The sequence below is a fragment of the Paraburkholderia unamae genome (assembly GCF_003268775.1).
Classification (GTDB): Bacteria; Pseudomonadota; Gammaproteobacteria; order Burkholderiales; family Burkholderiaceae; genus Paraburkholderia; species Paraburkholderia unamae.
Window position 1 is genome coordinate 318,458 of record NZ_QLSU01000005.1, and the last position, 13,057, is coordinate 331,514.

General features: G+C 62.4%; 14 protein-coding genes and 2 tRNA genes. 8 read left to right on the forward strand and 8 right to left on the reverse strand.

All coding sequences use genetic code 11. The features are described from left to right. Window positions 1–19: 19 nt before the first annotated feature. Window positions 20–964: a LysR family transcriptional regulator gene (locus C7401_RS10920; protein WP_112171381.1), complete on the reverse strand. Its 945-nt coding sequence runs from the start codon at window positions 962–964 to the stop codon at window positions 20–22. A 117-nt stretch (window positions 965–1,081) separates the two neighbouring features. On the opposite strand from C7401_RS10920, the gene C7401_RS10925 reads away from it, so the two are divergent. The 3 genes from C7401_RS10925 to C7401_RS10930 all read left to right on the forward strand — a co-directional run bounded on the left by C7401_RS10925 (window position 1,082) and on the right by C7401_RS10930 (window position 3,770). Next, entirely contained in the window at window positions 1,082–2,230 is a 1,149-nt protein-coding gene (locus C7401_RS10925) for an aldo/keto reductase (RefSeq protein ID WP_112171382.1), read from the forward strand. Window positions 2,231–2,769: 539 nt separating this feature from the next. Then, window positions 2,770–2,919 carry a hypothetical protein gene (locus C7401_RS44925; protein WP_027795377.1) on the forward strand — a complete coding sequence of 50 codons (150 nt, stop codon included), beginning with the start codon at window positions 2,770–2,772 and terminating at the stop codon, window positions 2,917–2,919. A gap of 260 nt (window positions 2,920–3,179) precedes the next feature. Next, window positions 3,180–3,770, forward strand: a complete 591-nt coding sequence (locus C7401_RS10930; protein ID WP_112171383.1) for a chorismate mutase — start codon at window positions 3,180–3,182, stop codon at window positions 3,768–3,770. Between the two features lie 23 nt (window positions 3,771–3,793). Here C7401_RS10930 and C7401_RS10935 read toward each other — a convergent pair whose 3' ends face one another. Continuing rightward, window positions 3,794–4,960, reverse strand: coding sequence for an exonuclease domain-containing protein (locus tag C7401_RS10935; protein WP_112171483.1), 1,167 nt, complete (start codon window positions 4,958–4,960; stop codon window positions 3,794–3,796). On the opposite strand from C7401_RS10935, the gene C7401_RS45525 reads away from it, so the two are divergent. Continuing rightward, window positions 4,959–5,087, forward strand: coding sequence for a hypothetical protein (locus C7401_RS45525; RefSeq protein ID WP_258396979.1), 129 nt, complete (start codon window positions 4,959–4,961; stop codon window positions 5,085–5,087). The two genes, C7401_RS10935 and C7401_RS45525, sit on opposite strands and share 2 nt — an antisense overlap. A 150-nt stretch (window positions 5,088–5,237) precedes the next feature. Here the strand turns inward: C7401_RS45525 and C7401_RS10940 are convergent, their stop codons facing one another. After that, a complete protein-coding gene (locus tag C7401_RS10940) occupies window positions 5,238–5,441 on the reverse strand; it encodes a cold-shock protein (protein ID WP_028205165.1) in 204 nt (67 codons plus the stop codon). Between the two features lie 414 nt (window positions 5,442–5,855). Between C7401_RS10940 and C7401_RS46085 the strand changes: the two genes are divergently transcribed. Then, entirely contained in the window at window positions 5,856–6,056 is a 201-nt protein-coding gene (locus tag C7401_RS46085; RefSeq protein ID WP_112171484.1) for a hypothetical protein, read from the forward strand. 567 nt (window positions 6,057–6,623) lie between these two features. After that, window positions 6,624–7,793: a porin gene (locus C7401_RS10950; RefSeq protein ID WP_112171384.1), complete on the forward strand. Its 1,170-nt coding sequence runs from the start codon at window positions 6,624–6,626 to the stop codon at window positions 7,791–7,793. 82 nt (window positions 7,794–7,875) lie between these two features. On the opposite strand, the gene greB is transcribed toward C7401_RS10950, so the two are convergent. Next, window positions 7,876–8,439, reverse strand: a complete 564-nt coding sequence (greB, locus tag C7401_RS10955; protein WP_112171385.1) for a transcription elongation factor GreB — start codon at window positions 8,437–8,439, stop codon at window positions 7,876–7,878. A gap of 161 nt (window positions 8,440–8,600) precedes the next feature. On the opposite strand from greB, the gene C7401_RS10960 reads away from it, so the two are divergent. Together C7401_RS10960 and C7401_RS10965 are read left to right on the forward strand one after the other, a co-directional pair. After that, a tRNA-Arg gene (locus tag C7401_RS10960) sits at window positions 8,601–8,677 on the forward strand. Window positions 8,678–8,759: 82 nt separating this feature from the next. Further along, window positions 8,760–8,836, forward strand: a tRNA-Arg gene (locus C7401_RS10965). Window positions 8,837–8,929: 93 nt separating this feature from the next. Here the strand turns inward: C7401_RS10965 and C7401_RS10970 are convergent. The 4 genes from C7401_RS10970 to gmk form a co-directional block, all read right to left on the reverse strand. Beyond that, window positions 8,930–9,409, reverse strand: coding sequence for a phage protein NinX family protein (locus tag C7401_RS10970; protein WP_112171386.1), 480 nt, complete (start codon window positions 9,407–9,409; stop codon window positions 8,930–8,932). Window positions 9,410–9,606: 197 nt separating this feature from the next. Then, entirely contained in the window at window positions 9,607–11,973 is a 2,367-nt protein-coding gene (locus tag C7401_RS10975; protein ID WP_112171387.1) for a RelA/SpoT family protein, read from the reverse strand. A gap of 114 nt (window positions 11,974–12,087) precedes the next feature. Then, window positions 12,088–12,291, reverse strand: a complete 204-nt coding sequence (rpoZ, locus tag C7401_RS10980) for a DNA-directed RNA polymerase subunit omega (RefSeq protein WP_027817423.1) — start codon at window positions 12,289–12,291, stop codon at window positions 12,088–12,090. Window positions 12,292–12,331: 40 nt separating this feature from the next. Further along, entirely contained in the window at window positions 12,332–13,045 is a 714-nt protein-coding gene (gene gmk / locus C7401_RS10985; protein ID WP_112171485.1) for a guanylate kinase, read from the reverse strand. Window positions 13,046–13,057: the final 12 nt, after the last annotated feature.

Consider the following 13,057-nt stretch of genomic DNA (forward strand, 5'->3'; position numbering starts at 1 on the left):
TGAAAACGGCTGCGCGATTTCAAGCGCTCGTGCGTTTGGCCCGCAAGAAGTCGATGAACACGCGCAGCTTGGGCGGTAGCTGCGCGCGTCCCGCCGTATACAAATAGAAGCCCGGAAACGACGGGCACCACGCCTCCAGCACCGGCACGAGACTGCCGCGCTCGAGCGGCGCCCGCACGTAGTCCTCGATCACGTGCAGCAGGCCCACGCCCTGCTCCGCGGCCCGCACCATCGTGCGCAGGTCGTTGGTCACGAAACGCCCTGTGGTGAGCACGTCGAATACGCGCTGCGGGTCGTCGGGCTGCGCAAACTCCCAGCGGTAGACGCCGCCCGTCGCGAAACGGTAATGCAGGCAATCGTGCGCGGCCAGATCGTCGGGAGTCTCGGGCCGGGCATGACGTCTGAAGTAATCCGGCGCACCCACCACCGCGATACGGATCGGGCCGCCGATCGGCATCGCGACCATGCCGGGCGCGACCGATTCGCCCAGCCGGATGCCCGCGTCGAAACCCTCGCCCACCAGATCGGCGAAACCGTCGTCGAGCGCGAGCTCGAGTTTGATCTGTGGGTGGCGCTCCATGAACTCCGCGAGATGCGGCAGCACGAGCAGCTCGCTCGCCACGCGCGGCAAGTTGATGCGCAGCGTGCCGGCTGCCTGGTCGCGCGAAGCATCGAGCGCGTCGAACGCCTCCTCGATCTGGGCGAGCGCGGGCTGCACGCGCGCGAGGAACAGCGCGCCCGCTTCGGTGAGCGCGACGCGGCGTGTCGTGCGATTGAAGAGCCTCACGCCGAGTTGCGCTTCGAGTGCGCGCACGGTTTGCGAGAGCGCCGAAGTCGAGAAGCCCGCGGCGGCGGCGGCCCGCGTAAAACTGCCATGCCGCGCGACGGCGGCGACCGCCAGCAGCGCGGGCAGGCGGCCCGCGAGGCTCTGGGCCGCAGGGCTGGCGCTCGTAATCGGATCCATGGCGTCTCCATTGTGAAGTACCGCTTCACAGTCATTTCAAGTGAACCCGATTTTTCCACAAAAAGGAAAAGCGCAAGATGGCCTCGTCTTTACTGCTCCTTCCTTGAGGAACCCGCCATGAAACTCGATCGCTATACCCTGCTGGGCCGTTCCGGGCTGCGCGTGAGCCCCATTGCTCTCGGCACGATGACGTTCGGCACCGAATGGGGCTGGGGCGCCGACGAAGCCACCGCACGGCGACTCTTCGATCTTTACGTCGATGCGGGCGGCAACTTCATCGACACCGCCGACCTTTACACCGAGGGCACAAGCGAATCGTGGGTCGGCCGCTTCGCGGCGGCGCGTGGTTTGCGCGAGCGGCTCGTCATCGCGACCAAATACTCCTACAACGCGAAATCGGGCAATCCGAATGCAGGCGGCAACCATCGCAAGAATCTGCTGCGCGCGCTGGAGGGTTCGCTCAAGCGCCTCGGCACCGACTACATCGATCTCTATTACCTGCACACGTGGGATCGCATGACGCCCGTCGACGAAGTCATGCGCGCCATGGACGACGCGGTGCGCGCGGGCAAGATCCGCTACGTGGGCCTTTCCGACGTTCCGGCCTGGTACGCGGGCCGCGCGCAGACGCTCGCCGACTGGCGCGGCTTCGAACCGGTCGCGGCCATGCAGCTCGAATACTCGCTGATCGAGCGCAACGCGGAACACGAGTTTGCGGATCTCGCGACCCAACTCGGCATGGGCCTCGTGCCGTGGAGTCCACTCGGCATGGGCGTGCTGTCGGGCAAATACCGGCCCTCGCAAACTAGCGCTGATGGCGCTCACAACGCTTCGGGTCTTGCGGGTGTGTCCGGCGAGGGCCGTCTGCAAACGGTGGGCGCCAAGCCGCCGCCTGGCTTCGACAAGCTTTCGCCGCGCAACTTCGCGATCGTCGCAGAGTTGGAGCGCGTCGCCCACGAGGCCAACCGGCCGATGGCGCAAGTCGCCCTGAACTGGCTGTATCAGAAACGAGGCGTCGCGAGCATCATCGTCGGCGCAACCCAGGCCTCGCAACTGGAGCAATCGCTCGGCGCGCTCGAATTCGCGCTCGCGCCGGAACTGGTTGCGCGCCTCGACGCGGCCTCCGAACCCGCCCATCCGTTTCCGTACTACATGTTCGCTGACGGTCATCAGGCGCGCATTCACGGCCAGGTCGATGTGCGCGCGACGCCCGCCAATCATGCCCATGTGCAACGCGTGCCCGCGCCGCCGGCCACGCAATCGTAACGAATTTACGGCGTTTGCCAGGACGCCACGTCTTTGCGCGTGGCGATTTATGCACGCACGATCGTTAAATCACAGGCCAATGCTGGCGAGCGAAAGTATTAATCCGCCGATTGGAGAGAAACGGACGCTTACATAGTTTTAATTCTTATTAACGTTTCGACGTCAACGCGATCGCATAATCAACCGTTGTAGATGGGTGGCGCTGTCGCGCCATGCAGGCAAGCTCGCAGCGAGCGTGCGGCACAGCGTCACGCGAGCGCGACATGACGCCTGCGAGCGCGTGGCTCAGCGGTTGCGGGGCGAGCGACTGAGGGATTGTGCGGGGCAGCAGCCGTGGCATGCCGAATGCGCGACATGGCGATTCATGCGGCATGGTGCATGACGAAGAACATCTCGACAATTATATTCCCGCGCCGTTAATCATTTGTATCGCTGTCCGAATAAAGCAACACGCGCGCCGGAAAAGCACTGTTACCGCAAGCGGGGCTAGCGCAATTGAAGTGCCGAGCCGGATAATCGGCTTACACAGGAGAATGATCATGGACGCCAAACCGCCAAGGATTCCGACCCCGGACCAAGTTTTCAGCCCGGATCCGGAACCGGTGGCCGTCGAGTTTCTCGGCGATGAATTGCCCGCTCACGTGCGGGCATTTCTTGACGAGCAACGCAAGGCACACGAACAGAAGTGACGGGGAACGCACACGCGGCGCAAAGGCGTGTGCGTATCAGCATGCGCACTGCTGACAGGCGCAATGCGGGCTTGCGCGCGTTAATTCTGCGCGCGACGTTGTGCTCGCGATGCCTGTCTGATTAGTTGATGCGTTTGATTGGCACGCTTGATTGCGTGCGCGCTTCTCTGCGGTCGCTCGAAACGACTGCGTCGCTGCCGACCGCAGGCACAGCATAACCGGCTATGCTTCGCTTTTCCCTGCCGGCCTCTTCCCACTCCATGTCTTTTTTCATCCGTACGAGCGCGCGTTGCGCCGCCGCGATGCTTTTCGCCCTACCGTTCACGTCCGCCCATGCCGATGGCGACGACACCGCGCTCACCAACCTCGTCGCACTCGTTTCGCAGCGCCTCGCGCTCGCCGAACCGGTCGCGCACTGGAAGTGGCAACACCACAAGCCGATCACCGATACGCCCCGCGAAGACGCCCTGCTCGCCGATGTCCAGAAGCGCGCCGCGGCGGCCGGCGTCGACCCCGCGTTTGCGCGTACCTTCTTCCGCGATCAGATCGATGCAAGCACGCAGGTGCAAAAGTCGCTGTTCGACACGTGGCGCACCTCGCAGGCGCCGAGCGACCCGGCGCCGGATCTCGCCACCGCCACCCGGCCGCAACTCGACCAGCTCACCGCGCGGTTGATCGGCGCGCTCGCTCGCGTGCAGCCGATGCGTCAGGCGCCGGATTGTCCGGCGCGCGTCGCACGGTCGGTGGCGAGCTGGAAGGAACTCACGCGCTACGACTCCACGCGCGCGAACGCCATGACTCAGGCACTGGGACATGTTTGCGAGTCGGGTGGCGTAGGTGGTGTCGCCTGAATGCCACCCGCCCGCTTCGCGGGTCAGGCCGGGCTCGTCAGCCCGGCCGCTTCGGAAGGTTGCAGCACCTGCACGCTCAAGCCGCGCTCGAAGCGGCTTTGCAGGATGCGCCAGGTCGAGAGCTCGAACGCGCGTTCGACCGCCGGATCCGCAAGCAGCGCCGCTTCGGCCGAACTGGCGAAAGCGCCCACATAGCACCATCGATCGATCAAATGAAAGACGTCGGCGCCGTTCGCGTTGTCCTGCTCCTGCACGAGCACGGCGCCGCCGAACGGCCAGGGCGCCGCGCCGAGATCGGCGGGGTCTCGCTTCGACACACGCGGCAAGCGGTTGAATGACGGCTTGAGCATCGCGATCCATTGCGCCTCGGCGAGGAGCGCGCCCAGCTCGCCACCCGTCGCGCGCCACTCCACGCGCCGCACCTGCTGCGCCATGCGTTGTTCGCGCGACGACCGACGGTCGCCCGAGAGGTGCGAGCGCACGCGCTGGCGCACCCGCACGCTGCGCCCGACGTAGAGCGGCACGTCATTCTCGCCATAGAACGCATAAACGCCGTGCCCGGCCGGAGCCGTCTCGATGAGTTCATCGGTAATGTCGCCGGCCAGCACGTGACGGCGCGTCGTGCGCTCGATTTGCGCCGCCAGCGCGTCCTCGGGCACGAGTGCCGGCAACCGCTGCCAGAACTGCCAGAGCAGATCGGCGTCGGCGAGCGCGCGGTGGCGGTCCGACGGCACGAGCGCGTGGCGCTCGACCAGCGCATCGAGGCCGTGGCGCTTCTCGCCCGGAAAAAGCGCCCGCGACAGGCGCACCGTGCAGAGCACGTCCGGATTGAAGGAATAACCGGCACGCTCGAACTCCGCGCGCAAGAAGCCGCGATCGAAGGCCGCGTTATGCGCGATGAACAGCTTGCCGGCCAACCGCTCGTAGAGCCCGGCGGCGATATCGGCAAAGCTCGGGGCGCCGCGCACCATCTTGTCCGTGATACCCGTGAGTTGCTGGATAAAGGGCGGAATCGACTGGCCGGGATCGACGAGCGTACTCCATCGCGTCACCTGCCCTTGCGCCACTTCGACCACGCCAACTTCAGTGATCCGGTGCTCGCCGACCGAGCCTCCTGTTGTCTCGAGATCGACAAAAACGAGGGGAAGATCGCCGGCAGTCTGTGCGGCGTTCAAGGAGGATTCAAGCATGATGAAACAGCAGGGAAATTGGAAAACGGCCCAAGTATGCACCGTTTGGACGCCGCGCGGCGACGGCGTCGGCAAGATGAATCCCGTTTGCCGATTTTTCGAAGCCCGAATCGGCAAATCCGGCTAATCCAGGGTTTTCCCGATTAACCAGGCGGCCAAAAAAATGCGGCCATTATTATCACGCGAATATCAATATGCCAAAAATAAAAAAGCCCCGGATTTGTCCGGGGCTCTGTACGACTTGAGCGCTCGCGCGGCGAGCGCCCGCACGCTGTCATTACAGCGGCTGGATGTTCGCGGCCTGCTTGCCCTTCGGACCCACCTTGACGTCGAACGAGACACGCTGGTTCTCCTTCAGCGACTTGAAGCCGTCGGCGCGGATTTCCGAGAAGTGCGCGAACAGATCGTCGCCGCCGGCGTCAGACGTGATAAAGCCAAAGCCCTTCGCATCATTGAACCATTTGACGATACCGGTTTCCATGTTTCAGTTTCCCTCGAGATTTTAATGACGCGGGCATTCACCCTCGCGCCGTATACCAGCCAATTCCCGCTGTTCCGCATCAGGTGAATTCCACTTATTGGAATTGAAGCGGAACGAAAATCAGCATTGCCGTTATACGGGGAACGCCAATCGGCAGTCAAGCGAATTTTTTATAACAGCATTCCCGATTCGAAGATAAAAGCGGTACGCATCAAAAAATCTTCAGAAAATCGTATGCCATGTGAATGAATATCGGAATGCGTCATTTTTACCCGATTATCTTCTTCACGTCACATCTACCGGGAAGTTTTTCCCGAAGTGTAACAATTCGTGTCAAACGTAAGTGTTTCTACCGGTTGTTCGAGTAATACATTCAATTCAAGATTCATATTGTTAGAGGCATCGGAGGTCATCATGCTGACGACTCTGCGGAGATGGATCCATTGGCTCGTGCAAACCGATGCAATGGCGTCGACGGCTGAAGAAGCCGAGACCTATGGCGCGTGGCACGGGGACCATTGGCACAACCTGCTGTGTTCCCCTATGGACGCACGGCACTACGTAATGGAAGACTGGAGCCTACAGCCGGAACCCCCGCAGACTGGCGCCCGATAAGGCTTTCGGGCAGGCTTTCAGGCGGCGGCGGGCAAGACGGCGGTGAACCGCGAGTGAAAAACGCGGGCAAAAAAAAGCGCGGCTGGAAGGCCGCGCCGACAAAGGTTTGGAGATCTTTTTCGTCAACGAAAAAGTCTGCTTCGGAAAGCAGCAATTGCAGTATAGCCGCACTCTCGTCTGACCATTAAGCTTACGACAGACAATCATCTGTTACGCTGATCGCAATAATCAGAACGGGTCATTTAAGCCGTTTTGCGCAATCAATTGTTGTAGCGATCGCACAACGCCCGTGCGGTTGACACCCCCCTCTCAATTTCGCGAAACCCGCTCGAAGCCTTTACCAGCAGGGCTTAAGGGCAGCGGCTTAATCATTTCCGATATCGCAATACTTTATTGCGCAAATCGGAATACCCCCTTTTCGAACACCCTCTCTACACTCTGGCTGTCTGGAAACCGACTTGACGGATTAATTCGTACCACGCGAACTTTGCCTCTCGCTGCGCTTCGCGTGGACGGTTTCCCAAACGGGTTCAACGAAACCCACCTCTGTTCTCGGAGTTTACAAAGATGAAAAAGACTCTCATGGTCGCTGCCCTGACGGGCGTTTTTGCAACGGCTGCGCACGCGCAAAGCAGCGTTACGCTGTACGGCCTGATCGACGCCGGCATCACCTACGCAAACAACTCCGGCGGCCACAGCCTCTGGAAGGCAACGAGCGGCACGGTCAACGGCAGCCGTTGGGGCCTGCGCGGTTCTGAAGACCTCGGTGGCGGTCTGAAGGCCATCTTCACGTTGGAAAACGGCTTCAACATCATGAACGGCACGTCGGGCCAGTCGGGCCGTATGTTCGGCCGTCAGGCTTTCGTCGGTCTCGCAAGCGACCAGTACGGCGCGGTCACCCTCGGTCGTCAGTACGACTCCGTGGTCGACTACGTCGCACCGCTGTCGAACACCGGCACGCAATACGGCGGCACGATCGCTGCCCACCCGTTCGATAACGACAACCTGAACAACTCGGTTCGTTTCAACAACACGGTCAAGTACACGAGCATCAACTACGCCGGCTTCAAGTTCGGCGGCACGTACTCGTTCTCGAACAGCACCGAATTCGCAAACAACCGTGCATACAGCTTCGGCGCATCGTATAGCTGGGGCGGCCTGAACGTCGCAGCCGGCTACCTGCAACTGAACAACGACATGAACAACGCAGCAGTGTTCTCGTCGGCGTCGGCAGGCGCGCAAACGGGTGAGTGGACGTTCCTGGCAGGCCGTCAGCGCACGTTCGGTGGTGGCATCAACTACACGTTCGGCCCGGCAACGGCTGGCTTCGTGTACACGCAGACGAACCTGAGCGACGCAGCAGGCGGCGGCATCTCGGGTACGCAATCGGGTACGGGCACGGCAACGACGGGCGGCATTGGCTTCAACGCCAACAGCGCACGCTTCCAGAACTTTGAAGGTAACGTCCGTTACGCTCTGACCCCGGCCCTGAGCCTGGCTGGCGCGTACACGTACACCCGTGCAAACATCGGCGGCGGCGTGAACCCGAACTACAACACGGTTGCACTCCAGTCGGACTACGCACTGTCGAAGCGCACCGACGTCTACCTGCAAGGCGACTGGCAACACGTGTCGTCGAACCCGGAGAACATCGGCGCTTACCTGAACGGTCTCGGTTCGGCATCGACCCGTCAAGACCAGGTCGCTGTGACGGTTGGTATGCGTCACCGCTTCTAAGCCGCACGCTGCTGGCCCCTGTGGCCAGCGTTGCAGCTAAAAAAAGGCACCCTCGGGTGCCTTTTTTCATTGGCGCCGCAACTCAGGCGGGCGGCGCCGGATAGCGCACGTCGAGCACGTCGATCGTCTCCGGCCCGACCGGCGTGTACAGCGTCACCTGATCGCCGATCTTCGCCTTCAGGAGGGCGCGTGCGACAGGCGAAACCCAGCTCACGTGGCCGACATCGAGATCGACCTCGTCGACGCCGACGATCGTGACCGTATGCGCCTCGCCGTCCTCGGTGCCGTATTCGACGGTCGCGCCGAAAAACACCTGGTCCACGTTCTCTTGCCGGCTGCTGTCGACGACCTCGGCCAGATCGAGGCGCTTCGTGAGGAAGCGAATGCGCCGGTCGATCTCGCGCAGCCGCCGCTTGCCGTAGATATAGTCGCCGTTCTCCGAGCGGTCGCCGTTCGAAGCGGCCCACGAGACGAGCTTGACCACCTCGGGGCGCTCCTCGTCGATCAGGTGCAGCAGCTCGTTGCGCATGCGCTCATAGCCGGCGGGCGTCATGTAGTTCTTCGTGCCGGCGGGAATCGCAGGGTAACCGGCTTCGAGATCGTCGTCGTCGTTGTCGGTCGATTCTTTGACAAAGGCCTTGTTCATGATGGTTTGCTGCGGTGTTGGTGCGTGCCAGTGCGGGCGCCCGGAACGCTGACGCCTACTACCCTACTACGACAAACAGGTTACACGAAGCGCTTCTCAAGACAAATCGCGATAAGGGTCTTCCCTTTTTTCAAACCCCTGCTATAATCTCACTTCTGCGTGCGGCTGTAGCTCAGTTGGATAGAGTACTTGGCTACGAACCAAGGGGTCGTGGGTTCGAATCCTGCCAGCCGCGCCACTTATTCGATGCTTTTGCCGTTTTGCTTTTCGGCGGCAAAAGTTTCAGGCAGTATATGTTGTAGGTTGTACCGCTTTAGCGTGCGGCTGTAGCTCAGTTGGATAGAGTACTTGGCTACGAACCAAGGGGTCGTGGGTTCGAATCCTGCCAGCCGCGCCACCATTCAAAGGGCCTTTCCAATCGGAAAGGCCCTTTGTCTTTTCAGCGGCAAAATCGGCTGCTGCCTGCTTGCTTCTCCCGGTTCGCGAATCGCTAGCGCGGCGCCGTCCCGATATCGCCGATCTGCGCGTCGGGTCGCGGCAAGTCTTCGACGTCGCCTACGGCGCTCGGCTCCGATATCGGCTCCATGCCCGCACCGATCAGCGTCTGGGGCTGGCGCAGCATCTCTCCCACCGTTTCGCCAAAACAATTCGCCACGAACGCTCTGAGCAGCGCCTCGCGCGTCGTTGCGCCGTGGGCTTCCACTCCATCGCGCCCGCCCTCGAATTGCGCGACGCATTGCGCCGGGTCGCCTTCGCGCAGTTCGACACGCACCGCGCGATCGAGCACGACACCCGCCGCCTCCCACGAATCGGTGGGCACGAAGCGCCCGTCCCACGGACGGCCCCTGTCGTTGCCGCGCACGGCGACCGTCTCGCCACTGTCGGTGAAATAGATCTCGCGGACGAAATCCGGCAGACTGCGCGCCACCCAGTAATCGAGCGCGAGTCCGGTCAGTTCAGCTACTTTCATTGCAGGTCCCTCGTTTCGGGTCGAAGGAAGATCACGCCGTGGCCGCCAAACGCGGCCAGGCTGCCGCAAACGTGCGGCCGATGAGATAACGCTAGATTACCGCGACAGACGCGGTGTGGCGGTGTTTCGCGTCACGGGCGTAGCGCATGGCGATACATGGCGGGGCGGCGCGTGCGCGCCGCGGGCCACCCGCCCGATCAATAATCCGCGCGCTCGCGGTCGATGCGCATGCCGCCGTCGTGGCGATGATGGCCGTCGTCGCTCGAACGCTCGCGCGCAATGCGCATTACGTCCGGATTCGTGCGCACGCGGCGCATGACGTTCGCGAGGTGCACGCGGTCGCTCACCTGGATCACAAAGCGCAGCATGTTCGACTCCTGCGCGAGATCGTCGTCCATAGCGATGTGCACGATGTTGGCGTCCGCCGACGTGATGTCGGCCGCCACGCGCGCGAACACGCCCTTGGTGTTTTTCACGAGCACCTTCACCGCGACGTCGAACAAACGTCCCGGCTGCGGCGCCCAGGCCACGTCGATCCAGCGGCCCGGATCGCGCCGGTGGATGCGCTGCGCGACGCGGCAGTCGGTGGTATGGATCGCCATGCCGAGACCGATGCCGATGTAGCCCATGATGGCGTCGCCGGGAATCGGGCGGCAGCAGGCCGAAAGCTGCACGGACATGCCTTCGGTGCCCGTGATGACAACCGGCGGCGCGGGAGGCGCGTTCGGGTCGCGCGGCGGATGATGATGCTCCGCGTCGTCGGCGTCCTGGCCGCTCATCAGCACTTCGATGCGCTTGGCCATGACCGCGGCCACGCGCCGACCCAAACCGATGTCGGCGAAAATTTCCTGGCGGTTCTTGTTGCCGGTCCACTGAACCAGCTTTTCCCACACTTCCGGCGTGACTTCCGAAAGCTGGTAGCCATAGCCCTTGAGCGCCTGATCGACGAGCCGCTCGCCCAGCTGCACCGACTCCGTGAGACGCATGGTCTTGAGATAGTGCCGGATCGCCGAGCGCGCCTTGCCGGTGCGCACGAAGCCGAGCCACGCCGGATTCGGCTTGGAATACGGCGCAGTGATCACCTCGACGATGTCACCGCTCTTCAATTCGGTGCGCAGCGGCAGCAACTCGTTGTTGATCTTCACAGCCACGCACTGGTTGCCCAGGTCGCTGTGGATCGAATACGCGAAGTCGAGCGCCGTGGCGCCGCGCGGCAGCGCCATGATCTTCGACTTCGGCGTGAAGACGTACACGGCGTCCGGGAACAGGTCGATCTTGACGTGTTCAAGGAACTCGCTCGAGTCGCCCACTTCGCTCTGGATATCGAGCAGCGACTTGAGCCACTGGTGCGCGCGCTTTTGCACGTCGTTCAGATCGGCGCCGCCGTTCTTGTAGAGCCAATGCGCGGCCACGCCGGCTTCGGCGATCTCGTGCATCTTGCGCGTGCGCACCTGGAATTCGATCGGCGCGCCAAACGGGCCCACGAGCGTGGTGTGCAGGGACTGATAGCCGTTCACCTTGGGAATGGCGATGTAGTCCTTGAACTTGCCCGGCACCGGCTTGTAAAGCGCATGGAGCGCGCCGATGCAGGTGTAGCACTCCAGCGCCGACTCCACGACCACGCGGAAGCCGTACACGTCGAGCACCTGCGAGAACGACAATTGCTTGTCGCGCATCTTCTTGTAGATGCTGAAGATGGTTTTCTCGCGGCCGGTGACTTCGGCGTCGAGCTTCGCGTCGGCAATGGCGCGCTGCACCGCTTCGAGAATCTTGCTCACCACCTCGCGGCGATTGCCGCGCGCGGCCTTCACTGCCTTTTCGAGCGTGGCGTAGCGATTCGGATTGAAGTTCGCGAAGCTCAGGTCTTGCAGCTCGCGATAGGTGTTGTTCAGGCCAAGACGGTGCGCGATGGGCGCGTAGATGTCGATGGTCTCGCGCGCCACGCGGCGGCGCTTCTCGGGCGGCACCGCGCCGAGCGTGCGCATGTTGTGCAGCCGGTCGGAGAGCTTCACGAGAATCACGCGCACGTCGCGCGCCATCGCGAGGAGCATCTTGCGGAAGTTCTCCGCCTGCGCTTCCTCGCGGTTGCGAAACTCCATCTTGTCGAGTTTCGACAGGCCGTCAACCAGTTCCGCGACCTTCGCGCCGAAGCGCTCGGCGAGTTCCGCCTTGGTCACGCCCTGGTCTTCCATCACGTCGTGCAGGAGCGCGGCCATGATGGACTGCGCGTCGAGCTTCCAGCCGGCGCAGATTTCCGCGACGGCGACGGGATGGGTGATATAGGGTTCGCCGCTCTGGCGATATTGCCCGAGGTGGGCTTCATCGCTGAAGTGGAACGCCGCCTTGACCTCCTTGATTTCCTCGGGAGTGAGGTAACCGGAGAGCGCGGCGGTCAGATTGGCGATGGAGACGACCCCGTGCTTACGGGGCTGCTCCGGCGTCGCGGTCGGTCCGAACAGATGGCGAAACGACTGTTCGAGGACCGCGTCGATGTAATTGCGCGCAGGGCTCGCAGTCTCGGCTTCCTGGTCCACCTCGGTGGCCGGCGAGGGCGTGATGCTCATGTTCCCCTCCGTATCAGGTTTGGCGTTGACGATTAAGCGGGTCGATGCAACTGCGCGTGGTACGAACTACGTAGCTAACGGAATGCGTGTGAACGCGCCCTTAGTCCGAGAACTTCAGACGGGCACCTTCTTCAGCATTTCGAGGCCGACCTGGCCAGACGCGATCTCGCGCAGCGCGACGACGGTAGGCTTGTCGCGGCTTTCGATCTTGGGCGTGTGACCTTGTGCGAGCTGGCGTGCGCGATACGTCGCGGCGAGCGCCAGTTCGAAGCGGTTCGGAATCTGTTTCAGACAATCTTCGACGGTGATGCGGGCCATGTCGGGTTCCTTCTCATTCTCAGCAGGTTCTTATTCTACCTTATGTGCCCGATGCGCCGGGCTGCGGGTGGTGGATACCGAGCTGCACGAAGAGCTCGGTATGCCGTGCGTATTGCGAAGCGAAGCGCAGGCGCGTGGCGCTCACGATATTGCGCAGCTCCTGCAACGCACGATCGAAGTTCTCGTTGATCACGACGTACTCCGATTCGCTCGCATGCGCGATCTCGCTACCGGCTGCAAGCAAGCGTCGCGTGATGACGTTCGGCTCGTCTTCGCCGCGCTTTTTCAGGCGGTCGGCAAGCGCTTCGAGCGACGGCGGCAGGATGAAGATTTCCACGGCATTGCGGAACTGCTTCTTCACTTGCTGCGCGCCCTGCCAGTCGATTTCGAGCAGGACGTCATGGCCGATTTTCATCTGGTCTTCGATCCACACGCGCGAAGTCGCATAGTAGTTGCCGTGCACTTCCGCGCTCTCGAGAAACTCGCCCGTTGCGTGGCGCGTGAGGAAGTCGTCGACGGTCGTGAAGTGATAGTGCTCGCCGTCGCGCTCCTTCGAACGCGGCGCGCGCGTCGTGTACGAAACCGACAGGCGGATCGCGCTGTCTTCCGCGAGCAGCGCGTTCACGAGCGTCGACTTGCCCGCACCCGAAGGCGCCACCACCATGAAGAGGTTGCCGGGGTAGTTGCCCGCGTACGGATTGCGCTTTTTGTCCTGCTTGGCGTCCACGTGCGGCGCGCTGGTGTGGTCGGTCATGTTCGTTGCTTC

What these genes read in the sequence shown, in the direction of transcription:
- C7401_RS10920 (WP_112171381.1), bottom strand. Translation starts at nt 964, where the DNA reads ATGGATCCGATTACGAGCGCCAGCCCTGCGGCCCAGAGCCTCGCGGGC.
- C7401_RS10925 (WP_112171382.1), top strand. Translation starts at nt 1,082, where the DNA reads ATGAAACTCGATCGCTATACCCTGCTGGGCCGTTCCGGGCTGCGCGTG.
- C7401_RS44925 (WP_027795377.1), top strand. Translation starts at nt 2,770, where the DNA reads ATGGACGCCAAACCGCCAAGGATTCCGACCCCGGACCAAGTTTTCAGC.
- C7401_RS10930 (WP_112171383.1), top strand. Translation starts at nt 3,180, where the DNA reads ATGTCTTTTTTCATCCGTACGAGCGCGCGTTGCGCCGCCGCGATGCTT.
- C7401_RS45525 (WP_258396979.1), top strand. Translation starts at nt 4,959, where the DNA reads ATGATGAAACAGCAGGGAAATTGGAAAACGGCCCAAGTATGCACCGTT.
- C7401_RS10935 (WP_112171483.1), bottom strand. Translation starts at nt 4,960, where the DNA reads ATGCTTGAATCCTCCTTGAACGCCGCACAGACTGCCGGCGATCTTCCC.
- C7401_RS10940 (WP_028205165.1), bottom strand. Translation starts at nt 5,441, where the DNA reads ATGGAAACCGGTATCGTCAAATGGTTCAATGATGCGAAGGGCTTTGGC.
- C7401_RS46085 (WP_112171484.1), top strand. Translation starts at nt 5,856, where the DNA reads ATGCTGACGACTCTGCGGAGATGGATCCATTGGCTCGTGCAAACCGAT.
- C7401_RS10950 (WP_112171384.1), top strand. Translation starts at nt 6,624, where the DNA reads ATGAAAAAGACTCTCATGGTCGCTGCCCTGACGGGCGTTTTTGCAACG.
- greB (WP_112171385.1), bottom strand. Translation starts at nt 8,439, where the DNA reads ATGAACAAGGCCTTTGTCAAAGAATCGACCGACAACGACGACGACGAT.
- C7401_RS10970 (WP_112171386.1), bottom strand. Translation starts at nt 9,409, where the DNA reads ATGAAAGTAGCTGAACTGACCGGACTCGCGCTCGATTACTGGGTGGCG.
- C7401_RS10975 (WP_112171387.1), bottom strand. Translation starts at nt 11,973, where the DNA reads ATGAGCATCACGCCCTCGCCGGCCACCGAGGTGGACCAGGAAGCCGAG.
- rpoZ (WP_027817423.1), bottom strand. Translation starts at nt 12,291, where the DNA reads ATGGCCCGCATCACCGTCGAAGATTGTCTGAAACAGATTCCGAACCGC.
- gmk (WP_112171485.1), bottom strand. Translation starts at nt 13,045, where the DNA reads ATGACCGACCACACCAGCGCGCCGCACGTGGACGCCAAGCAGGACAAA.